Source organism: Xenorhabdus sp. BG5, assembly GCF_015163665.1.
Lineage (GTDB): Bacteria > Pseudomonadota > Gammaproteobacteria > Enterobacterales > Enterobacteriaceae > Xenorhabdus.
Genome location: NZ_JADEUG010000019.1, coordinates 1 through 21,815, shown reverse-complemented (window position 1 = coordinate 21,815; position 21,815 = coordinate 1). Strand labels below are relative to the sequence as shown.

Annotated in this window: 19 protein-coding genes and 5 pseudogenes; 8 read left to right on the top strand and 16 right to left on the bottom strand. The window is 44.3% G+C overall.

Annotated elements, in window-relative coordinates; all coding sequences use genetic code 11:
* Positions 1 to 155 precede the first annotated feature (155 nt).
* The 5 genes and pseudogenes from IQ209_RS11385 to IQ209_RS11365 all read left to right on the top strand — a co-directional run.
* The gene (locus IQ209_RS11385; RefSeq protein ID WP_193851411.1) at positions 156 to 818 is read left to right on the top strand and encodes a class I SAM-dependent methyltransferase; all 663 of its coding nucleotides are present in this window, start codon (positions 156 to 158) and stop codon (positions 816 to 818) included.
* Positions 808 to 2,313 (top strand): FAD-dependent monooxygenase, encoded by a 1,506-nt coding sequence (locus IQ209_RS11380; RefSeq protein WP_193851410.1) that lies wholly within the window; start codon positions 808 to 810, stop codon positions 2,311 to 2,313. Before IQ209_RS11385 ends, IQ209_RS11380 begins: the two co-directional genes overlap by 11 nt.
* A 176-nt stretch (positions 2,314 to 2,489) precedes the next feature.
* Positions 2,490 to 3,023, top strand: coding sequence for a type IV toxin-antitoxin system AbiEi family antitoxin (gene abiEi, locus IQ209_RS11375; RefSeq protein WP_193851409.1), 534 nt, complete (start codon positions 2,490 to 2,492; stop codon positions 3,021 to 3,023).
* Positions 3,016 to 3,462, top strand: a pseudogene (locus IQ209_RS11370) (nucleotidyl transferase AbiEii/AbiGii toxin family protein); the annotation flags it as partial. The gene abiEi and the pseudogene IQ209_RS11370, both read left to right, overlap by 8 nt.
* Before the next feature lie 32 nt (positions 3,463 to 3,494).
* A pseudogene (locus IQ209_RS11365) lies at positions 3,495 to 3,857 on the top strand (IS982 family transposase); the annotation flags it as partial.
* A gap of 52 nt (positions 3,858 to 3,909) precedes the next feature.
* Here IQ209_RS11365 and IQ209_RS11360 read toward each other — a convergent pair.
* The 16 genes and pseudogenes from IQ209_RS11360 to IQ209_RS11275 form a co-directional block, all read right to left on the bottom strand.
* Positions 3,910 to 4,155: pseudogene (locus IQ209_RS11360) on the bottom strand (transposase); the annotation flags it as partial.
* 181 nt (positions 4,156 to 4,336) lie between these two features.
* Positions 4,337 to 5,212: pseudogene (locus tag IQ209_RS18325) on the bottom strand (IS3 family transposase); the annotation flags it as partial.
* Positions 5,213 to 5,868: 656 nt separating this feature from the next.
* Positions 5,869 to 6,312, bottom strand: a complete 444-nt coding sequence (locus IQ209_RS11340) for a GNAT family N-acetyltransferase (protein WP_193851405.1) — start codon at positions 6,310 to 6,312, stop codon at positions 5,869 to 5,871.
* Between the two features lie 82 nt (positions 6,313 to 6,394).
* Positions 6,395 to 7,837, bottom strand: a complete 1,443-nt coding sequence (locus tag IQ209_RS11335) for an aminotransferase class V-fold PLP-dependent enzyme (RefSeq protein WP_193851404.1) — start codon at positions 7,835 to 7,837, stop codon at positions 6,395 to 6,397.
* A 26-nt stretch (positions 7,838 to 7,863) separates the two neighbouring features.
* Complete coding sequence (locus IQ209_RS11330; RefSeq protein ID WP_193851403.1) at positions 7,864 to 8,652, bottom strand: ABC transporter substrate-binding protein; 789 nt, start codon at positions 8,650 to 8,652, stop codon at positions 7,864 to 7,866.
* Between the two features lie 28 nt (positions 8,653 to 8,680).
* Positions 8,681 to 10,693, bottom strand: coding sequence for a class I tRNA ligase family protein (locus tag IQ209_RS11325; RefSeq protein WP_193851402.1), 2,013 nt, complete (start codon positions 10,691 to 10,693; stop codon positions 8,681 to 8,683).
* Positions 10,690 to 11,829 carry an FAD-binding oxidoreductase gene (locus IQ209_RS11320; protein ID WP_193851401.1) on the bottom strand — a complete coding sequence of 380 codons (1,140 nt, stop codon included), beginning with the start codon at positions 11,827 to 11,829 and terminating at the stop codon, positions 10,690 to 10,692. The genes IQ209_RS11325 and IQ209_RS11320 overlap by 4 nt, the downstream gene beginning before the upstream one ends.
* Positions 11,813 to 13,132, bottom strand: a complete 1,320-nt coding sequence (locus IQ209_RS11315) for a lysine N(6)-hydroxylase/L-ornithine N(5)-oxygenase family protein (protein ID WP_193851400.1) — start codon at positions 13,130 to 13,132, stop codon at positions 11,813 to 11,815. The genes IQ209_RS11320 and IQ209_RS11315 overlap by 17 nt, the downstream gene beginning before the upstream one ends.
* A gap of 108 nt (positions 13,133 to 13,240) precedes the next feature.
* The gene (locus IQ209_RS11310) at positions 13,241 to 14,260 is read right to left on the bottom strand and encodes a hypothetical protein (protein WP_193851399.1); all 1,020 of its coding nucleotides are present in this window, start codon (positions 14,258 to 14,260) and stop codon (positions 13,241 to 13,243) included.
* Positions 14,260 to 15,012: an SDR family oxidoreductase gene (locus IQ209_RS11305; protein ID WP_193851398.1), complete on the bottom strand. Its 753-nt coding sequence runs from the start codon at positions 15,010 to 15,012 to the stop codon at positions 14,260 to 14,262. Before IQ209_RS11305 ends, IQ209_RS11310 begins: the two co-directional genes overlap by 1 nt.
* 23 nt (positions 15,013 to 15,035) lie before the next feature.
* On the bottom strand, positions 15,036 to 15,794 hold the full coding sequence (locus IQ209_RS11300; protein ID WP_193851397.1) for an SDR family oxidoreductase: 759 nt from the start codon (positions 15,792 to 15,794) through the stop codon (positions 15,036 to 15,038).
* A 23-nt stretch (positions 15,795 to 15,817) separates the two neighbouring features.
* Complete coding sequence (locus tag IQ209_RS11295; RefSeq protein WP_193851396.1) at positions 15,818 to 16,558, bottom strand: HAD family hydrolase; 741 nt, start codon at positions 16,556 to 16,558, stop codon at positions 15,818 to 15,820.
* 19 nt (positions 16,559 to 16,577) lie between these two features.
* Positions 16,578 to 17,609: a homocitrate synthase gene (locus IQ209_RS11290; protein WP_193851395.1), complete on the bottom strand. Its 1,032-nt coding sequence runs from the start codon at positions 17,607 to 17,609 to the stop codon at positions 16,578 to 16,580.
* On the bottom strand, positions 17,599 to 17,979 hold the full coding sequence (locus IQ209_RS11285; RefSeq protein ID WP_193851394.1) for an L-rhamnose mutarotase: 381 nt from the start codon (positions 17,977 to 17,979) through the stop codon (positions 17,599 to 17,601). The genes IQ209_RS11290 and IQ209_RS11285 overlap by 11 nt, the downstream gene beginning before the upstream one ends.
* A 32-nt stretch (positions 17,980 to 18,011) precedes the next feature.
* On the bottom strand, positions 18,012 to 18,941 hold the full coding sequence (locus tag IQ209_RS11280) for a dihydrodipicolinate synthase family protein (RefSeq protein ID WP_193851393.1): 930 nt from the start codon (positions 18,939 to 18,941) through the stop codon (positions 18,012 to 18,014).
* Positions 18,942 to 19,095: 154 nt separating this feature from the next.
* A complete protein-coding gene (locus IQ209_RS11275) occupies positions 19,096 to 19,995 on the bottom strand; it encodes an IS982 family transposase (RefSeq protein ID WP_193851392.1) in 900 nt (299 codons plus the stop codon).
* 58 nt (positions 19,996 to 20,053) lie between these two features.
* On the opposite strand from IQ209_RS11275, the gene IQ209_RS11270 reads away from it, so the two are divergent.
* The 3 genes and pseudogenes from IQ209_RS11270 to IQ209_RS11265 form a co-directional block, all read left to right on the top strand.
* Positions 20,054 to 20,191: a hypothetical protein gene (locus IQ209_RS11270; protein ID WP_193851391.1), complete on the top strand. Its 138-nt coding sequence runs from the start codon at positions 20,054 to 20,056 to the stop codon at positions 20,189 to 20,191.
* Positions 20,192 to 20,359: 168 nt separating this feature from the next.
* Complete coding sequence (locus tag IQ209_RS18580; RefSeq protein WP_255528772.1) at positions 20,360 to 20,485, top strand: hypothetical protein; 126 nt, start codon at positions 20,360 to 20,362, stop codon at positions 20,483 to 20,485.
* Between the two features lie 44 nt (positions 20,486 to 20,529).
* Positions 20,530 to 21,466, top strand: a pseudogene (locus tag IQ209_RS11265) (IS110 family transposase); the annotation flags it as partial.
* Positions 21,467 to 21,815 lie beyond the last annotated feature (349 nt).

Below are 21,815 nucleotides of genomic sequence, written 5' to 3'. Positions count from 1 at the left end.
AATTTACATTAATTTCATTAAGTTATTTATTTTTGTTGGCTAGATTCACAATAATTGTGATCGTTTTGTGATCGATAGAATTTGACATTAGGCAAGAAAAGTCAACACAATTGATTACGTTTGCTTTACTTAAAAGTGTTGGAGGTTTTCAGAAAATGTTAAATTCTGAGAAAACAAAGAAGATAAAAAAAGGACCTGGTTTTATTGAAACTTTCGATCGAATAGCGCCTACCTATGAAGAAAAATATGGCGATAAATTGAACCTGGCACATGAAGAATGTTTGAGCATCTTGAAGAAGGTGGATTGGACATCCAAGCCCCGTAGCATATTGGATATTGGTTGTGGAACAGGCGCATTGTTGGAGCACTTACACATACGATGGCCTCAGGCCAACTGCATTGGCATCGATCCAGCCCAAGGTATGGTAGATGAAGCGCTCACGCGTAGGCCATTCGCCAGATTCCTCGTGGGAATGGCAGAGGAACTGGCCCTTCCATCAGGCAGTATTGATTTGATCGTTTGTTCGATGTCGTTTGGGCATTGGTATGATAAATCTGCCGGATTACAGGAAATACGACGGATTCTTCACGCTAATGGCCTGTTTTGTCTTATCGAAAATGCACCACCAGGGTGGGGAATTAAGTCTTTGATTAACTGGATTATGGGGAGTCTGGGGAGTTACATCCCCGAAGCAGAAATCGTTCGCATGGCAGAGTCGGCGGGGTTACAGCGGATTTATTCTACGACGACGGCCAGAAATATTATTGTTTCCGTTTTTCAACTTCCCAATGGAGGGCACAGCTATCATGACGAGTAATATCCCTATCACCCAACGTGTATTGGTTGTAGGAGCCGGGCCAGTTGGACTGGCGGTTGCTGCCTCGCTCTCTGTGCAGGGAATTTCGGTTGATCTCATTGATAAACGACCCGCAGCTTCCCTGCATTCGCGTGCCTTTGGGTTGGAACCGATCACGCTTGAACTGTTGAGCGCCTGGAATATTGCGGATGAAATGATACGTCGAGGTATCGTGTGGGCGGAGGCGCCTGTTGGGGATAAAAAAGGGAGAACACTTTCATTTTCAACACTGGCACTCGAATTTCCCTACATGGTAATCATTCCACAATCGTATACCGAAAGTGTGTTGACAGAATGGGCAAATAAGTCTGGCGTCAACCTCAAAAGAGGAATGGAACTTAAGACGTTAACACCTATGGGGGAAAAGGTTGTTGTGAAGATTGAAGAAACCCAGTCACGTTCGGTAACCAAGATAGAATACGATTGGGTTCTCGGTGCTGATGGTGTCAACAGTATTGTACGTCAATTGTTGGATATTCCTTTCGTTGGGCAGGATTATCAACACTCGTTGGTTGTGGCAGATGTGACCTTGAATACCCCTCCATCTCCAGCGGTATATGCGCGTTCTGTTTCGAGAGGATTGGTTGCACTATTTCCATTACCAGAGGGTACTTATCGCATCAGCATTGAAGATAATCAAAGAATGGATCTGCCTGTCAAGCAACCCGTTACCAGAGAAGAGATTGCGAATAGTATGTCTGCCATTTTGGGGCAGGATTTTGGTTTAGGTGATATTTTATGGAGTGCACGTTACAGAAGTAAACAGCGGTTGGCGGAACGGTATCGAGAGGGAAAGATCTTCCTGCTTGGTGATGCGGCTCATACCCATGTTCCTGCGGGTGGTCAAGGGCTTCAAATGGGGATCGGCGATGCAGCCAATTTAGGTTGGAAATTGGCCGGCGTTATTCAGGGAACCTTATTGCCAGATATTCTGGATTCCTATGAAAACGAGCGCAGGCCGATAGCAAAAGCGGCATTAAAAAATACAGATTTACTGTTTAAATTCAATACAGCGACGGGTGTTTTGGGGCGAATGGTGCATTGGATTGGTGTGCAGGCAACCAAAATTCCCTATATCGAGAAAAAAGTTGTCAGGATGTTGGCTGGTGAAGATGCGCAATATCACTGTCTGCGTCAGAAAGGTGATCATAAGCGAGTTGGTCAGCGTTTACCGTATTTAGTGCTGCGTCACGCGGGACAGGAACGTAGGCTGACAGAAGTATTGCGGGAAAAACAGTTTGTCTTAATACATAATCACGCACCGAAACTGGTATCTGCACTGCAATCATATTTTCAAACCGTAGCTCAACAATTGACGGTGGTTGAGATGATTTCCCCTAAAAAACTACTTCGAGATGGACAGGCGACTATCGTTAGACCTGATGGCATTGTTTTGTGGTTGGGTAGTGATATTGCACAGGCAAAAACACGTTTAGAGAGTTGGATAAATCGTTAGCGTAATCGAATATCCTCACAATATTTTTTAGTTTTGGCGAGATAAGCGCGATCGGGGCAGATTGTTGTTTACACAAATCTCCTTAAAATGGGGTTTTTGTGTATAAAAATAATTGCTATGATCAATATCTATACACATAACACCCTTTAAGGGGGTGTCAGAGTGGAGATAATGAAATGGATAGGATCACAGCAATTAACAAGTTAGATGAGTTCAGCAAAATGGGAAGAGCTATTTTCCTTTTACAAGATTTGGAAGTCATCTTTGCTGACGAACCTTCCCGGACATTGCAAAAATCTATTGATCGCCTCGTCAAAGCTGGGTTGTTACTTCGCATTACCAAAGGCGTTTATGCCTATACGCGGGCCAGTATGGGAAGCTATCCTCTGGAAACTATCGCCAAAAATATCCGACGAGGTGAATATAATTACATCAGTCTGGAGTCAGCTTTATCGCAATATGGGCTCATCTCACAAATTCCCATTGACCGCCTGACCATTATGTCTACTGGCAGAACAGGAGAGTTTAAAACACCGTGGGGAGTTATTGAAATCACCCACACTAGCAGAAAGCCTAACGAAATTCTGAAAGCAACATTAGAAAGCCGTGGGCCCCTGCGTATCGCAAAAAAAGAGACGGCTTTGCGTGACCAAAAAAGAGTAGGTAGGAATGTACATTTAGTGCAGCTGGAGGAACTCGACTATGTCTAGCCAAGTTAATTTTAACGCCATTGTCGATGAAGCCATTGAACAGGACGGACTGGTAAGCCTAAGGCCGGTTGTAGAAAAAGAACTGTTGCATTATGACATCCTGTTTTGCCTTTCTAAAGGCGGTTTACTCAAGGAGATTACCTTTCAGGGGGGAACATCGCTAAGGCTCTGCTACGGCTCTAACCGATTCAGCGAAGATCTGGATTTTGCTGGTGGGCGTGATTTTTGTTCGGCTGATTTGGGTAGAATCAAAGAGTGTATCGAGAAATATCTGGGGGGACGATATGGGTTTGAGGTCACGGTAAAAGAACCGAAAGCACTACGAAACAAGCCGGAATATGCAGAAGTAAAAGTGGATAAATGGCAAATATCCGTCACTACTGCGCCTGAACGTAAGGACTTGCCAAAACAACGTATAAAAATAGAAATCGCCAATATCCGCCTAAACTGAGCGATGCAGAAGCTATCACGATGGAAGTTGTCGGTGAATTCTTAGGTTTTTCAACGGATAAGGGGATTTGGGCTTACTTTCGTGACCATTGGAGCGAGTGGTTTCCGGGGCTGGGTTCACGCGCTAATTTTGCCAAACAAATTTCGAATCTTTGGGCGGTTAAACAACAACTGCAAGAAAAGCTGGCGAGATTATTGGGCGCGTTCGACAGGCCGGTACATATTATCGACGGGTTTCCGCTACCCATCTGTGGGTTTAAAAGAGCAAAAGGCAGTGCCAATTTCAAAGGGCAAGCCGATTATGGATACTGCGCCGCCAAAAATGAAACTGACTACGGCTTCAAAGGACATCTCATGATAGACGAAATTGGCGTGGTAACCGGGTTTACACTGACGCCCGCCAATGTCAGTGAGCGTGAAGCAACTTCGGATATGATAACCCCGCATTCTGAAAATAGCGAAGCAACCCTGAACCGTAGGTACCTGTACACTCAACGCCAATTCGCTTTAATGCCCCAAATGAGGCCGTCCATGCCAGCATTTGCCGATAACCTTGTCGTGTTGTTGAAAAAGACTGAGTGCCCAAAACTTTATTGTTCTGATCTACGACAGCGGCAACGTGCAGATCTTTATGTGTATCCACGCCACCCACAACGGCGGTTTCGGTAACTTTAACAGTCATAACAGAGCTCCGGTGAGGAGATGCCTCGCATGAAGGCGCTTCCGGCAACCGACGGATCCAAGGCTGAACACAAAAGGTTGATCGCTGTGTGAGTCAGGATGCGGGAAGGTCTTCACTGCATCAGTATTCACACCAATCCGGTTAAACGGCAAACTCAATGATAATGAAAACTGACACCAGCATTATTACTGTCACTGTGGAACATCACTCCCTGTGGTCGACCTCTTGATTCAAAAGCCATTGTTAACGCCTTCTTGGTTAATTCAGAATCTGGCGAATGAGACATCGCCCAGCCCACCGGTTTGCGAGCAAATAAATCGAGAACCACCGCTAAATACGCCCAGTTTTTGCCTGTGTCTAGTCCAGATATAAGTCACATCGCCACACCACACCTGATTGGGTTCAGTGACAGTAAACTAACGGTTCAGATGGTTTGGAATATCAACATGTTCCTGCTCCTGTCGTGAATAACGGTGTGTCGGCGGCTGGCGACTGACCAGTCCGAGTTCAGCCATCAGCTTTCCCGCCCGCCATCGACCCAATGGTATTCCCTCACGGGTCACCATGTTGGCAATCGAGCGGGCACCAGCCGAGCCTTGACTCTGAGTAAAGGCTGCCCGGACTAAACTTTTTAGCTTAACGCGCTCAGCATCAGACTTTCCTTGCCGTTGATACCAGGCCTGATAAGTATTGCGATGAACCCCGAACAGTTGGCAAAGCGAAACCCCAGGATAAAGCACTCTGAATCGCTCAATTAACGAGCACTTTTCAGGTAATCCGATATCAAGAGTGCTGAGGCTTTTTTTAATACATCGTTTTCCATTTCAAGGCGTTGCAGTTTCTTTTTCAGTTCGCGTATTTCAATTTGCTCCGGTGTGATGGGAGAGGCTTTAGGGGATTGGCCTTGCCGCTCTTGTTTGAGCTGGCGAACCCACGATTCCATGGCGGATTTACTCACCCCCATGACCTTTGCTGCCTCTCTGACGCTGTAATGCTGCTCAAGGACGAGCTGAGCAGATTCTAATTTAAATTCGGGGCTAAACCGTCTTTTCATCATGTCACCTATTTATGTGTTGAGGTGAGAATATCACCTCTATAACGGTGACCAAAATCATTGAACCACTTCAGTTTATCGTGCGTAAATCAAAACGTGAGTAAAAGTAGTGCAAGGTAACATGGTTAAGGTGAACGTGGCAGAGTTACTGCTCTGCATATGTGATAGTCGGTGCATAAAGAAACCGGGAAACTTTCATCATCGATACATGGGTTATTTATCCGACGATATCTACTTCCAAAAGTGCGCAGATGTACCGCAATACTTGCACTCCCTCTCAGGCTACAGGAGTTTTTTCGCCACCCATTGGGTGATCCTTGCAGGCGATAGGATCGTTTATAGTTACAGGTCATACTGTATCGTTCGGTTCAAATCGGGTCAAATTTTTGTTTGATGATGACAATAGTTTTATAACGATTTACAGGCTATTTTGGCGTAGAAAAAACACATCAGTGTTAGGTGGTGCGTACGATTGCTTACAATTTTAAATTGAAAAAACCACCACTGAAAGTTTTCTACTCAAAAGACGATTTTCCAGTGATGGCTTAAGCAGAATTCAGACTAAAATAAACGGTTATTGCTTAACGTCCTGTATATAATGGAAAAGTAAATATTCACTCTTTTACTCCAATATGAAGGTTGATTAAAATCGAATTTATTTATTGATAAATATTAGGGTTTACGATCTCCCAAACAAAATTTTCTCTATTAATAGGTACATACCCTACTTTCTCATACAACCACGGAGCATAAGTTGTCACCAGCATAATACGGCGTAATTGGGTCATCAGAGGGTGCTGCATACAACATGTCATTAACCAGCCTCCAAGTCCCAACCCCTGATAGCTATCAAGAATAAAAACATCACAAAAATAGCCAAACGTCGTGAAATCAGTAATAAAACGGGCAAAACCTACTTGGCGAGTATGATGAAATAAACCAAATGTCAGACTGTGTTCAATGGAACGACAAATGACTTCTTGATTGATACCCTTAGCCCAATGAGATTGAGTCAAAAACTGATGAATAGTGGAAATATCCAGCATGTTTTTGTCTGTCGTAATGACAAATTCTTCTTTTTCCCAGCGGTACACTTTTTCCATTCCATCAAACCTCAAGATTACAAATGTCATACCCTGAATTTAACAAACTTTATTTTAGTGACGGATTGAGTTAGAAGAATCTTCAACCCGGATAAGTCGCCAAACTTTCCAATAAGATATCTATCTGGGCGTTTTCCAACCGAGTACTCATGATACATATTCGAATAACGGATTCCCCTTGCCATTGGGAAGGCACAATAAACGCGATACCTTTTTCCAGACAATATTCTGACCATGAAGAATAGTGTTGCGGCTGCCAACCACGTCGTTTAAATAAAATCATGCTCAGAGATGAAGCGTCTATTAAGAGCAATTCAGGATGTTGGGCAATGCGTTGCCGTAACGTGTCCGTTATTTCAAGGATACGAGCCAGACTGCGGGTATAGGCATCACGACCATGTATCGCCAATGAAAACCACAGAGGCACACCTCTGGCGCGTCTGGTCAGATGAAAAGCGTAATGCATCGGATTCCATTCATGGGATGTATTAACCTGATCCAGATAGCTGGCGTTTTGCACAAAAGCGGGCATGACACCAACCGGATGTGCGTACAACAAAGCGCAACAATCATAAGGGGCAAACAAGCCTTTATGGGGATCAATAATCACTGAATCAGCCAGCGCAATACCGTTGAAACGATGTCGCATCTCCGGCACGCAAAGGAACGCGCCTCCATAGGCTGCATCCACATGGAACCAAATACCCCGCTGTCGGGCAATGGCACCAATGCCTTCCAGATCATCGATCTGACCACTATTGGTCGCCCCGGCAGTCGCCACAATGGCAACAATATTGTCTAACTGCCCTTCCGCTGCTAATAACGCCAATTGTGCACTCAACGCTGCTGCGGTCACACGCCCTTCATCGTTACAGGCAACATTAATCATCGTCAGATCTAACAAAGCAGCGCAGTTGGCAATTGACGCATGAGCTGATTCGGCAACTAAGATAAGACTCTGTTTATATTGCGGGAAACGTTGCCGGAATCTGTGACGAGCCGCCACCAAAGCAGACAGGTTTCCTGCCGTTCCACCTGCGACGAAACACCCTCCTGCCTGCTCAGACAACCCAACCAAATCAGCCAGCCATCTTAGTACCTGATTTTCTGCCCAGATTAAACCTGCACCGGCTATCCACCCCGAGCCAACCATTCCCGTGGCGGATAGCAGACTATCCATCAGAACTGCGCTGGGTGTGGGAGATGCTCCAATGTAAGCAAGATAGTTCGCGTGATCCGAAGGTATGCCTTGTCTGGCCAACAAAGAGACAAAAACCTTTAAAGCCGAATCGATACCGATGCCGTCAGCCGTAATCGTTTCACCAACCATGTGTTCTATTTGCTGCGTTAATGTCTGTATATTGTCTGGTGCTGCCACTGCGGGACGCTCAGTCGTCAACATCTGACGCAATACGCCCAGCATAGTATCAATGTCGGCATGCACGATATTGTCCCCACCAATATTGGGTAAATAATTCAGTGAATAGGGGTGAGTTGAAATAAGATGATTTAAAGGTTGTGACATAATGTTTTCCCAAATATGTTACTGCCTTAGCCATAATGGCGGGAGATCAAGCTAAACCCCGCGTGTCGGTACTGCCTTTGTTCGAAATCGTGGTGTTGGTGCAGAAATTCGCCGATGTTTTTCCCTTTATCTATCGCTTCACTGATTAATTGCAGTGCCAAACAGACACAAGAGCCAAAATCCGGGGTGGCATGCGGGCACAGTGTTGTTACGCCACTTCCTTGCAGCAACTGGTCAAATTCCTCAATGACGCAATCATCAGGCACTAAATAGCACGAACCTGATTGGTTACGACGTTGAATTTCTTTTGCTATCGCGTGATGGGCTCCCATCAGGCCCACTGCGGATGCCTTGTTTGGTGAGTGTCGGGAAACGCTCGTAGCCAACGCGGCTACCAACCTGTTACCGTAGACCGTGCCATCAGACCACAATTCATTCAATACCCATTGATGCTGTTGCAAGTATTTCACTATGGCCGTAACTTGTTGTCGTTCTGAAGCACATAACCGATAGGCACCGATTGTTGAACAGAGATCGGGCGCAGTGGCGGCAGGCAATAGCAAAGGAATACCGGCAGCCTGATAAAGCCTGCCCGCAACTCGGGCACATTCGCTGTTGAAGTGACCGATGACTGCCTGTACCCCGCGATCAATGAACTCCTGCGCAACAATGCAGGCTTGTTCAGGGTTTGCAGCATCATCCCGCCAGAGCATGGGTAATGATGACTCCCCGGCACTTTGCCGTAACAATTCACCGTATGCTGAACGAGGTCCACTCAATGGGCCAACCATGCCAATCAAACCTGCTGTATTCATGATGTTGTTCCTGTCTTACTGACATAATTTACTGTGGCATAAGTTGCACCAAGCCCGTTGCAGACAACTCGGGTAACATAATCTTACGTGGCTGGATCATGTGTTGTGACGCCAAAAATGTCGTTGCCTGTTGCCACGTTTCTTCTGTTGCATTGATTCTCAATAAGGCTGCAATGTCAGCACTCATAGCTGGCATCAACGGTTTTAATGCGTACACCAGCATACGCGCCGCTAAAGCATCCAGAGCCAGCGCTGTGCGGGCATAATTGGATAAGGCATTAGAATTTCGGGGGAATAAATGGCGCTGGGAAGCATTGAAGCGGTAGGCCATATCAATCAATTTGGTAACGTGTTCTGCCATTCGGCGCGGTGAAAAGTTTTCTGTTTGGCTGAAATGTTGATAGCCCGTCATGACGTGTAATAACTCATGGTAGTGGTTCTTTTGATCCGCCAGCCAAGCACCTGATTCCGAGATCTTGCCGCCATATCGCATCACACACTCTTGCAACGAGGATAACCAGTGAGATAAACGTTGCGGAAACAAGGCATTCATGGTTGCAGCGACCTTTTCAACAGAAAAGTTTTCCCGTACCCCTTCAGGCCGCATCAACATCAACGCCATTCTTGCATAATCTGCACCGGCCAATTTCAGGAAATCTTTCCCCCAAATCAGATGGCGCCGGCTGGTAGAAAATTTACTTCCTTCCAGATCGAGCAATTCATTGACGATATGTGTTTGTGGCGGCGTTAATCCCAATGCGAAATAGACGGCAGGAAACAGCAAGGTGTGATAAAAAGCATTATCAAACCCGTAGCAATGCACAATATTGGTATCGCCTGAATACACATCAGCGGCTTTTTCCATTCGATTATTTCCCCTTGATGCCGGGTGCTCGCTGGCCGCCCACAGATACCCCATTGCCATTTCAAACCATACATACACAACTTGCTGCTCATAATTAGGCAGACGATGTTTAATTCCCCAATGGCTGGCGTGGCTGATGCAAATATCCGGTAGCGGCTGCGATAACATGTCATGACACAATTGATGGACATGCGCGGGCATATTTGCGATCTGGACATATTGTGCCAATTGATGAGCAAAGGCAGATAAACGGAAATAGAGGCGAGATTCTTTTCTGGGTAGCGGTTGGCTGCCATCGGCTTTTGCTTGAGGTTGTTTCAGATCCGTACACTCATTCGGTCTGCCGCATGCTTCACAGGCATTGCCATCACTGCTTTCCTCACAATATGGACATAATCCATGAATATAGGCTTCATGCAGGGTATTGCCATGGTGATCCACATAACCTGTTGTTTCTTTTGTGTAAATAAGATCATTCTTATAAAGCAGCTCAATATAGTGATGGACAAAATCAGCATATTCACCCTGATTATCTGGCGTAATAAACAGATCGAAATCGATTCCGAATCCCTGCCAGGTTTCATTAATGGCCGAAGCGTAGAAATCTGCGCTTTCCGTCGGCTGGCGCTGCTCCTTGGCTGCACTGGTGACGACATAAGTTTGATTATCGTCACGACCCGTGCCGTGATGCACAGATGCGCCGGACTGCAATAGCACACGTTTCAACACATCTCCGGCCAGATAAGGCCCTGAGAGATGACCCAAGTGCAAATCGCCATTTGGAGTCGGCGGTGTAGAAAAAATCAGCGTATTTCTTTGCCCGGAGGGTGCAGGCGTGTCAGTGACAGATGTATTGATGTCACCGGCATCCCAATAAATAGAATGGAACTGCAAACTGTCTTCTTCACTGGTGTTAACGATGGTGTGATTTTCAAACCGCTGACACAATACTGCATCACCTGCCTGCACATTTACCGACTCATGGCCTGTCTTCACCACACCTTTACCTGCGGTAAAAATAAATATTTCATTTTCGAAATGGTTATGTGCCGAACTTTCCTGCCCCGGTGCCAATGAACACCCCATTAGGCTGGCATTTGTCCCCACCAGCTCAACGGGGCGGCTGGCAACGTTGTAAGATAAGACAGACGGAGAAAAGATATTTATTTTTTTCATGAAGATAATTCCTGTGTGATAACCGCCCTTGCAGAAGAAGATGGTTGAGTGGTGCTTTCCTGTAAGCCCGTGATTGACGGTAAAAGCGTGGCCGCTACATATGGCGCCATCTTAAAGCCGCCGCCACTGAATCCAGAGGCAACAAATATGCCTTTGGGTAACGAGGCTTGTTCACCTATAACGCCAATTGACTGTTGACTATAACAATCACTGTGACATAGTGCGCCGTTAGTGGAGGCTCCCTTGAGCCAGGGAAAACGCTGTTGTGCCCGTTGTTGAGTAAACAAAGCATGGGACTTATCGACGGATCGATAGGAATCGTTTGAAGGCACACGCAAGCCTGTTGGATAACCAGCAAAAAATCCGCTAGTCACAGGGCACCAACGACCATTTAACTCGTTCAAATCATCAATAAAACAGGGGGCCCCGGACAAAGGAACATCGTGCGTGAAACGGGTTACCTGAATTAATTGGTTCCACATTCCACAGTCATCACTGAAATGCTGCTGCAAAAATGCAGTCGTCGCATTTCCCATTGCCAACACGATATTTGGCGCATAAAACTCACCCATTGATGTCATCACACCATTAACGTGATGAGTTTCCTGATCCCATAATAATTGTTGTAATTCAACGGCATCAAGATATTTACCTCCCAGGACTACTGCCGATTGCACCAAAAATTCCAATGTGGGTTTGGCATCCATATAACCAGAATCCGGTTCATAGATTGCAGATGTCGCGATGACCGGAAAATCGGGATATTGATGACGTAATGATGCCTGAGTCAGTATTTCCGCCCGAATACCGTTATGCAGCAGCCGCTCATGTATTCGCAGTAATGTTTCTTCATCGGCAAAATGCAAATAGCCCTTACGGGTAAAAGGAACATACCCCGCAGAGTCATGCGATAATTTCTGATAGAAGTGGAAACCCAGTGCAGCAGCGTCAATAGCTTCATTCGTGCGGTGCGATACGCGTACAATACAACCCGATGCGCCAGTAATACCCGCACTTAATTGCCTTTGTTCCAAAAGAAGGCAACGTTTGCCGGCTGCGGTAAATTGATGGAAACACGTTGCGCCAATAATACCTGCACCAACAATAATGCAATCAAATTCAAACTGCCTGGTCATAGTGCCTCCCGCTGAGTTCCTCTAATAAATCTTCTACAATTTCACCGGCGCGAATCGCCATATTGGAGATTAAGGTCGCGGTCAAACCATGTGTGTTTTCGGATATCCCAACGGAATACAGCAATGGTGCCACCCCTTCATGACACAAAAGTTGGTAATGACGGGAAAGCATAGGTAAACCCTCTTCATAACGCAGGCAAGATTTCAGGTTTTCATCCAACAAATGGTCGATATTGCGGGGCGTAAAACCGGTGGCAAAAACTAAATGATCACACTGGAAATGATGAAGCCCACCGTTGAGCTGATGGGAAAAAGTCACCTGTAAACGTTCACCCTGTTTTTGTACCGATTGAAAACGGCTCAGGCGTTCAATGCTCAAACGATGATTACCTGTCACCTGCTCTTCGTACCAGCCGCGATAAAGGCTCTCAACAAGATCAAGATCGACGGCAGCATAGTTTGTCGAAGCGTGTAAATTCAGAATGTTTTGGCGTACCTGATAGGGTGCTGAATAGAAATCATCAACCACATTTGGGTCAAAGATTTCATTCACAAACGGGCTGTCATCGGCGGGGGTATAACCAAAGCGGGAAACAATCGCCGTGACTTTAATTGACGGATGTTGATCTAACAGAAATTCCACCGCTTCCGCAGCGCTTTGACCACCCCCTACAACGACATAATGTGAATTTTCCGTTGGGGGTGATTTTTTGATTTGTTCGATCAATTGATGCACATGCGTCACTTGTTCTGATGGGATAACCCCTTCCGGCATAACCGGCTGTAATCCGGCAGAATGAATAAGCGCTTTGGTCAAAATCGTTTTTTTCTCTGTACCCACCTGTAACTGGACTTCAAGTAATGGGTGCCCTTCTTCAATATAGTTTCTCCGTGTAATACGAATAACCTTATTGTCGTAATAAACCTGCTCTGAAAACTTTTCTGCACACCATTTAAAATAATCATTAAACTCGATTCGACTGGGGAAAAAATCCTTTTTATTAGAAAATGCTGCCAATCGTTTTTTCTCATATAGATAATTGATAAATGTAAAATGACTGCGTGGATTTCTAAAACTCACTAAATCCTTTAAAAAAGAAACCTGCATAGTGGCGTTCTCAAATAACATACCTGAATGCCAACTAAAGTGATTTTTACTTTCAATAAAAGCGACATTCATATGAGGGGCTATTTCACGTAATGCAATGGCAAGCGCAATATTAGACGGGCCAAATCCGATCCCGATAACATCATAAACTTTATTTTCGTCGGGGCTGTCTATAAGATTATTATTAAAATTCATTGTCAACCTTCAAAATTTTATTTTGAGCATAAGTGACCGTAAGGCAAACCATAAATATTTATGGTCTCCTTAAAAGGAAATTAAATTTTTATTTCGTTGAATTACTGATTATTTAATTGACTCAATATGGAAAGCACCCTTAAGATTTAATGTTGTTAAATAAGAAATTTCGCTTTCTAATATTTCCAATGAATTGTTACGTAAAAACAATGTGCACCCATAAGTATCACCATCAATCGTCGTTTGCACATCCTGCCCTATTTTCGGTGACATAAAATAATAACTAAAACTACTCAATGCTTTGACTTCCTTTTCAAAGAAGAATTGTTTCACACACCCAGCCTGTAAAAAGATAAACGAATAATCAGCGACGTAACCTATCAGCGGTTTATGTTGTATGTTGCAAGATTTCGTTTGCCAAAGCTGCTGTTGACTTTGCCAACCACCAAATTGGCAAAGTTCAGGCAAGGGGGAACTGGCCAATCTTGGCGTCAATTTAACAATTTTTGGCCCGTCTGCGGTTAACACTAATTCTATATGCAATGGGCCAGCCAGCATTCCCATCCCAATTGCCAATTCGGCCAATTGTTGAGGTAATCTCTCCGGCAGCGCTTTTTCCGATAGATTAATAACGGCTGTCAGAATATCTCGATATCCGATAGGCAACGTAATGCAGCGCCACATATCACTGATGATCAGCGTGCCCGTTGATAATATGCCGTTAATAAAGATGGGTTGCCCTTTTTCATAATCATGCAGTTGGAACGGCCCTGAATAATGACGCAATTGTTGGATAACGTCGTCCATACTGGGTCTATCATTTCCTCCGACAATCAAAGCAGAACCTTTTGATTGAGGTGAAAATGCAGGCCGAATCACCATTGGCTTAACAACATCTCGGGGTAATTCAGTCAACGTGTTGACACACCGGCCATTAAAGACCAGCTCAGGCGCCAGCGTTTTGATAGCCGTATATTGAGCGCATTTGTGATAAAAGACTTCTGGCATGCAGTCAGTACGAAAATACCCTGCCGCCATATTTTGCGGCATGGCTGACACTAACTCACTGTCATTCCGTGTCAGGATGAAATCGGGCGCAGAGCACCCGCCGGCAAAATTGCCATTCATTATTCTAGGTCCTCACGAGTTGGACCCTGGAAGTAAATTTCGCTGATATGGCTACTACGGGGTTGAGAAAGCACAAACCGGATGGTTTCCCAGATTGAGCGACCATTCAGCAATTGCTGACCTATTGTTTTATGATCATCCAGCACTTCATCAAAGCCATTAACTTCAAAATCTGGCGGATAAATGCCGGTTACCCGAATATTGTCTTTACTTAATTGGTGGGAAATCGTTTGGCAAAAACCACTCATGGCATGTTTGGCAGCAAAAAATGCGGGATGAGCGACAGATTGCGTAAAGTGAGAAATGCCGCAGACTGATACCATGGCAATAATATCAGCACCTTGTGATTCACGCAGGCTCGGTAATAACGCTTTAGTCAATAACATAGAACCCGTCGCCCCCGAGTTCATGGTGCTGATAATATCAGCGTCGCTGTCTTCATCGCTCAGATCACCTTCCAGCCATTGAGCTGCACTCAGGATCAGGATATCGACAGGCTGGTTATCTTGCTGCAACTGCTCAGCAAAAACCTTCACCGATTGCGCATCACTGATATCACATTGATAACTTCTTGCTATCCCCCCTTCACTACGAATGATGTCACAAGTGTCTTCGGCACTGGATAACTGACGGGCACAGAGATCAACATGAGCACCTTCACGCGCCAGCCAGACAGAAATGGCTTGCCCAAAATCACGGCCACCTCCTGTCACGACAACCCGCTTACCTTTCAAGTCGTTGAATATTGACATAGTGTTAACTTTCCTTATATCAGTTATAAACCTGGATGAGGAACCGTTGCACTACCGGCTACATCTCCTTGATAAATTTCGTTGATGATGTAATCCGAGGCATATTCCGCCCATTCTTTGGGAGAAATATAGTTTTGATGCTCATCGGGTAAACACACTGAAAGCATCTGAGTGTTAATACCATTGCCAGGATCAAGTGCGACTGCGCGTACACCCACAGGTAAATCATCATTCAGGGAACCCACCATGCCTTCTACCGCAAATTTGCTGGCACAATACGGCCCCAATCCCCAAGAAGGTGAACGTCCCCAGCCAGAGCTAATCGCAATAAACACTCCCTCGTTGCGCTCAAGCATAGCAGGTAAGAATGCCTGGGCTGTATTGACAACTCCCAATAGATTGACATCCATCACTCGCGCCCATTCTTTTATGGGGATTTCCCAAGCGGGTAAGCGTTCATGAATAACACCGGCATTTGCGATAACAATATCGACGGCTTGACCTGCATTCGCTCGGGCGGCAAATTTTTTCATTTCATCGGGTTCAGTGACCGATGCCTCGATCAGTACAAAACCATCGGGTGTTTCTGACGCCATATCGGCTGAGGGAGTACAGCCAAATACCTGATACCCCTTTGCCACTAAGGCGTAGCTCAGCATTTTCCCCAAACCGCGTGATACTCCCGTAATAGCGATTTTCAATGGTTTTTTAATGCCGTTTATTTCAGTGCTATTCGTTTCAGTACAATTCGTCTCTACACAATTTGTTTCATTACTACTCATGTACTTCACCTTTTTATTCGAATCTAATCGAAATTTGAGTGGATACCGGGAAAGAGCCTCACCGTTTGTTCTGGTGTTAAATCGGTTATTTCTCCGCCCCAAAGATAGGTCGGCCAATGAGCATGAATAACCGAGCTTTCAACTAAAGCATGCTGGCGAACAAAGAGGAACGGCACTTGGCCAGTCATCGCCGCTTGAGCATCCGCCTGAGCATCACCAAAAAATACCGTTTGTTCTGGTGTGCACTGGTATTGTGTCAAAAATGTGCTGATAGCCTGCTCTTTTACCACTGGCGAGCCCACAATCTGCTTAAAATAATGACTCAGCCCGACCTGATTCAGAATAGTTTTAATCTCTGTTTCCTTACCTCCACTGATAACCAAACAGGTTATTCCGGCAGAAGTCAGTTTTTCCAATAATGGCTTTGCTCCGTTAACGGCTAAAGACAAAATATAATGTTCTTTGAGATATTTTTCATATCGCTGGATACGATCATGAATAAAATGGTGTTCTGTTACGCCACTGGGATTAGCAATTCTATAAAATGCCTCGAAATGCCAAATTCGCGAGCGACCGAAATTCATTTTAAAATTTTGTAAACAGCACATTAATACAGACTGAGGTAAATCATATAAGGCATCAGATACCGCAGCGAGTTTAATGTTATTTGAATCAATTAATACGCCATCACAATCAAAAAACACCAATTTCTTACCCATGACTAAATTTATTAGCAACGGTTCTGTTAAGGGTAATTTTTCCATTTCATCTCATTACATTAAATTACATATAGAGATTGAGAATATTGATATCAAATTTCTTCGGATTATCATGTAAAGCAATTTTACGAAGAATTTCAATCCGATCGGCACCCGTTAATTTTTCTGTCTCAAATAATTTCTGGGCATAAGTCGGATGTATATTATATTTTGCCTGACAACGATAAGTCGATGAATAACCCCATTGGAGTTCAGATTTCAACTGTTCAATGTGTTTAGATAAAAAATCTTCACACTGTGCTATTTCTCCATTCATTGACCGCAGTAAACATAGCGTTTCTGTCGGTGCATTACCTGCGCCACGACCAATACCGCCAAAAGTACCATCAATGAACGTTGCACCACCCCGTATCGCAGCATCCGCATTAGCGATAGCCAGACCAAAATTATCATGAGCATGAAAGCCGAGTGGTATGTTAATCGACTCGCTGATTTGGTGATAAAGTTGGAAAACCTGTTCTGGTTTCATCCGGCCAAAACTGTCTGCAAAATACAGCGCAGCAATTGACACATTATTAAATAATTGTAGATTAGAGCGCAATTCTGCCACCGTAAATTCTGCTGCCTGCATAACATTCAGCATCACTGAAATACCATGCTGGTGGAGTTTCTTTGCTAGCGTTATACACGCTGGCAATTGATTTAACAGAGCGGCGATACGCAATATATTGATATTAAATGGTGCTCGATGAATGGCTGCCAAAATGATATCGCAAGCGGCTTGTGCATCAAGTTCAGTAATACGCCAAGCATCAATCATTACGGCTATTTTTATATCTCCGGCCTTTTCAGTCAGTTTTTGTTGTTGAGGATTGAGAGACTCTGGCAGCGCTTTATAATGCCCCGTATCTGTTGTGTTCCAATGAGGTTCCAGATTCAGATAACCTAATTCTACAATATCGACTTGCGTAATATGGCAAATGTCAAAATAATCCCGCACCATTTCATCTGAAAAACACCACTGTGTCTGGAAGCCTCCATCACGCAGCGTACAATCCAGAAGCGTGACTACATGCCCTTTAGTATCAGCTATCATTAGCCATCTCCGTGATACTCCAATCGTAAACCTGCTCCAATCGAAGCCAATTTAATTCTGTATTATTATTGGTTGAGCGGCGTAATAATGGATTATCTTTACCGTGCATTTTATCATCCCATTCTTTCACAATCGGATGAAGTGATAACGCATAAGTAAAATCACGTAATGGATCAAAATCATCATTCGCTTCTACTTGCATAAATAACGTATTGTTTGGCAATAAATAAATTGACATACGTTGCAAACCTATTTTCTTTAATGCACCTTCATCACCCGAAATTTCTTGCGGAACCTGCTTGTGCATTTCTTTATACATTTCTAATGCAGCGTCATTTACAACTTCAATTGAAAAGCCAAAACGTTTCATAATATAAACCTTATTATTTTGTTTGTTAATTATTAAGTATTAATTAATGGTTTCTCAGAAATAATTTCAAATAGATTGTCATAAACAAATTCAACTTCACGTAATGTTTCTGCATCTAATTTAAAATCGACAGGAGAGCGAATTAATGTATTACTCATTAATCCTCGGCGTTTTAAGAAATATTTTGAAATTTGCAGATAACAATCAATACTTGTCATCATATGACACATCAAATATGACAGTGGATACCCAATGGTTCTGGCTGTTTTATCATCGCCAGCTTGCAATGCACGCCATAACGCAACAGTAATCTCTGCAATTTCTGTTGCCGGTATGACCCCCGCCAAACCACGATGATAGGTATCTACCAGCATCATACCGCCATCACCTTCAAAAATTCTTGCCTGCCCTTGGGTAGCATCGCGCAGTAACGATACTTTTGGCGCAGTTGGGGCTGATTCTGGTTTAAATTGCACTTTTTCAGCGCCATAGGTATGCAATAATTTTGCCTGAACATCAATGGACAGCGGGCGTTTCGCCAGAGATTTTGCGTGGTGGACGAGAACAGGGATGTTAACGCTTTCAATAACACTGGCAAAATAAGCAAACATTTGTTCATCATCAAGTACAAACATGGAAGGGTGCATAACTAACAGAGCATCACACCCAACGTGTTCTGCCTGACGTGAGAACTCAATGGCTTGGGCGGTACTTTCTCCTCCGGTACTCATGACTGATATGCCTTTATCACCGATTTGATCGGCCATGATTTCTGCCAACCTGAACCGTTCTTTTGCCGTGAGACGTGATACTTCTGAAATTTGCCCAATGACAAATCCGTCGCAACCTGTAGCAAGTACATGGTCTATTTGCTGTCTAAAACCGATTTCATCCAATGAAAAGTCACTATTGTAGGGAAGTATGGCAACAGGCAGAACACCTTGAATAATCTTATTGGTCACTTGTTATATCCTTTTATTATTAAACATTAATGGAATTTAAAAATACAACGAATTAACAAAAATGAGAATTAATATTATTCATATATTCATTAATAGTTCAAGCCAGTTAATGAGATGTAAGTCAGATTTATTTAAAATTACGCGATGCTCGACTTTAACATCCTATAACGTTGGCTTGTTGAAGCCAGTCGCGTTGATTTTTACCTTGTTTAAAATTGGCAAAAATGCCTAACGTATGAGAAAGCAATTTTCTGACGATTCGATTACTTAAGTGCCATAAATCCCGCGCCCAGCACTTTTCGATACTAAATTGCCCGGCGAGTTGACCAATCACGGTTTCAATTAAACGCCGTTTGGCATTTATCCGCTTTCTCGTTTCTCTAGGAACAGGATCATCCATATTGGCACGCATCGGCGTTATCATTTCAATGCCTGATTTCTCCATTTCCTGTTGAAATTCAGTACCTAAATACCCTTTATCACCCAGTAGATAGCCTTTTATTGCGCGGCTCACATCCCATGTTGCTTCACGCTCACTCACGTTGGCAGGCGTCAATGTAAATCCCGTCACTACGCCAATTTCATCTATCATCAGATGCCCCTTAAAGCCATAGTAGGTTTCATTTTTAGCCGCACAGTAACCATAATCGGCCTGTCCCTTAAAATTGGTACTGCCTTTTGCTCGTTTGAATCCACAAACCGGCAACGGAAATCCGTCGATAATATGAACGGGCCTGTCGAACGCACCCAATAATCTCGCCAGTCTTTCTTGCCATTTTTGTTTCACCGCCCAAAGATTCGAAATTTGTTTCGCGAAATTGGCGCGTGAGCCCAACTCCGGAAACCACTCAAGCCAGTGGTCACGAAAGTACGTCCAAATGCCTTTATCCGTTGAAAAACCTAAAAACTCTCCCACAACTTCCATCGTAATCGCTTCGGCATCGCTCAGCTTAGGTGAGAACCCCCGGCGTCTGAACCGTGTACCTTGTTGTAATTCTGCTAAATTTTCATCTACCCAACAAAACACCCAAATGATAAAATCTTGCTGTGACATAGCCTTCTGTTCCTTTATTTCTCTTAGTTTGGTCACTTAAAGTGATAAAGGACGGGCTATGTCATTTCAACTCACCACGAAAGTCGAGCATCGCGTTATTTTTACTAATCATATTTTTCGTGCTTTTGTTTTTGAGGCAGATAAAATGCAGACGAATATGCTTAATGCTATCCCTGATATGTTTAATGAATGTTAATTAAGTGCCGTTTTGTTGCCTGATTACAGTTTATTAGTCTAAATATCCGTCCTTCTGGTTATATGTCGATCAGATCGATTGAAAATAAAACAATTTCGACCATAATACCCTGTCTCATATTTATTCCAAAATCATTCAATAATAATTAAGTATTCGACTGGTTCAATTATGGCAACGGTAACGCGCAGCAACCTGTTCGCAGGGTTGGCCGGATGGGCGGTATTGGCTTCTCAGCCTGTGCAGGCAGATGACTGTAGTGATGTGATGGACGTCCCCTTTTTCAGCAGCAAATAGTGCCATCTTTTTTTCCGATGCACTGAATTTCGGGAGAACATCTCATGAATACGATTAATGGCATTGACCTCGCCAAAAACGTTTTTCAAGTCTGTGTCTGGATGGAGGACGGTTCTGTCGCCTCGAACCGAAAAATTTCACGGCAAAAATTGCTTGATACTGTGCGCACTTTTTCGCCAGGAACCCTCATTGCTATGGAGGCCTGTGCAACTTCTCACTATTGGGGCAGAACCCTTCAGGCGATGGGATTTATCATCAGGCTTGTGCCGACCCGGTATCCATTTTGTTCCGGTCAAGACGGTGGAACAGCAAGATATCAAGGCACTGCGCAGTGCCCGACAACTCATGGTGGAACAACGTACCGCACTCGCCAACCCGATTCGGGCTTTCCTCGCTGAGGAGGGGGTGATCGTTCCTGCTGGTATTCAGAAACTGCAACAGTACCTGCCTGAGATTCTAGAAGAGGAGAGCCATGAGCTGTCCTCTGTACTACGACGTTTGCTTCATACTTTGGGGGAAGACCTACGGAATCTGAACATTCGCATTCATGAAATGGATAATGAAATAGCGGCACTTTCTCGTCAGCAAAGTGGTTATCACCCTCTGCTCACGATCCCCGGCGTCGGTCCTCTTATTGCAGCCGCCTTCGTGAGTGAAGTCAGTGCGCCCCAATTTGCTAATGGCCGGCAACTTTCTGCCTGGTGTGGCCTGGTTCCCCGACAACACAGTTCAGGTGGAAAAAACCGGCTGTCTTCCCTGAGCAAAAATGGAAACCGTCATCTCCGAACGTTAATTATCCACGGTGCTCGTGCCGTGATGCGCTGTGTCCAAAATCGTGATGATTGTCTGGGAGAATGGTTGAGAAAACTGATTGCCCGATGCGGGTTTATGAAAGCCACGATCGCTTTAGCCAACAAACTGACCCGGATTATCTGGCGTGTTCTGCGGGATGAAGTGGATTTTAATATGCAAAAAGCTTTTACTATTAATTCATTGAGCAACAAAAATAGACGCATTATCGAGTTTGCAAACACGGATGAGAAAACGGCTACCGTCCCTGTAATAGCCTGTTCTTATACAAGGTAGTGATATACCGATGTAGTGAGAAGGAAGCAGGGTGCGGATGACATCATGGCGCGGATAATTTTTCCATTATGACGCCGGATATAGGGTCGCAAACCGTATAACTGAGTGCTTGCACAACTGGGGCGTCCATATATGGTATAAGGCTCTCGGACACGTCAAAAGCCTGCTCATGTTATTAACATGACAATGAGGTGTAGCGATGAAATTGAAACCCAACAAACGCCACTATTCTACTGAATTTAAG

Coding starts and splice junctions, on each gene's coding strand:
- IQ209_RS11385 (WP_193851411.1), top strand. CDS start 156: ATGTTAAATTCTGAGAAAACAAAGAAGATAAAAAAAGGACCTGGTTTT.
- IQ209_RS11380 (WP_193851410.1), top strand. CDS start 808: ATGACGAGTAATATCCCTATCACCCAACGTGTATTGGTTGTAGGAGCC.
- abiEi (WP_193851409.1), top strand. CDS start 2,490: ATGGATAGGATCACAGCAATTAACAAGTTAGATGAGTTCAGCAAAATG.
- IQ209_RS11340 (WP_193851405.1), bottom strand. CDS start 6,312: ATGGAAAAAGTGTACCGCTGGGAAAAAGAAGAATTTGTCATTACGACA.
- IQ209_RS11335 (WP_193851404.1), bottom strand. CDS start 7,837: ATGTCACAACCTTTAAATCATCTTATTTCAACTCACCCCTATTCACTG.
- IQ209_RS11330 (WP_193851403.1), bottom strand. CDS start 8,652: ATGAATACAGCAGGTTTGATTGGCATGGTTGGCCCATTGAGTGGACCT.
- IQ209_RS11325 (WP_193851402.1), bottom strand. CDS start 10,693: ATGAAAAAAATAAATATCTTTTCTCCGTCTGTCTTATCTTACAACGTT.
- IQ209_RS11320 (WP_193851401.1), bottom strand. CDS start 11,829: ATGACCAGGCAGTTTGAATTTGATTGCATTATTGTTGGTGCAGGTATT.
- IQ209_RS11315 (WP_193851400.1), bottom strand. CDS start 13,132: ATGAATTTTAATAATAATCTTATAGACAGCCCCGACGAAAATAAAGTT.
- IQ209_RS11310 (WP_193851399.1), bottom strand. CDS start 14,260: ATGAATGGCAATTTTGCCGGCGGGTGCTCTGCGCCCGATTTCATCCTG.
- IQ209_RS11305 (WP_193851398.1), bottom strand. CDS start 15,012: ATGTCAATATTCAACGACTTGAAAGGTAAGCGGGTTGTCGTGACAGGA.
- IQ209_RS11300 (WP_193851397.1), bottom strand. CDS start 15,794: ATGAGTAGTAATGAAACAAATTGTGTAGAGACGAATTGTACTGAAACG.
- IQ209_RS11295 (WP_193851396.1), bottom strand. CDS start 16,558: ATGGAAAAATTACCCTTAACAGAACCGTTGCTAATAAATTTAGTCATG.
- IQ209_RS11290 (WP_193851395.1), bottom strand. CDS start 17,609: ATGATAGCTGATACTAAAGGGCATGTAGTCACGCTTCTGGATTGTACG.
- IQ209_RS11285 (WP_193851394.1), bottom strand. CDS start 17,979: ATGAAACGTTTTGGCTTTTCAATTGAAGTTGTAAATGACGCTGCATTA.
- IQ209_RS11275 (WP_193851392.1), bottom strand. CDS start 19,995: ATGTCACAGCAAGATTTTATCATTTGGGTGTTTTGTTGGGTAGATGAA.
- IQ209_RS11270 (WP_193851391.1), top strand. CDS start 20,054: ATGTCATTTCAACTCACCACGAAAGTCGAGCATCGCGTTATTTTTACT.
- IQ209_RS18580 (WP_255528772.1), top strand. CDS start 20,360: ATGGCAACGGTAACGCGCAGCAACCTGTTCGCAGGGTTGGCCGGATGG.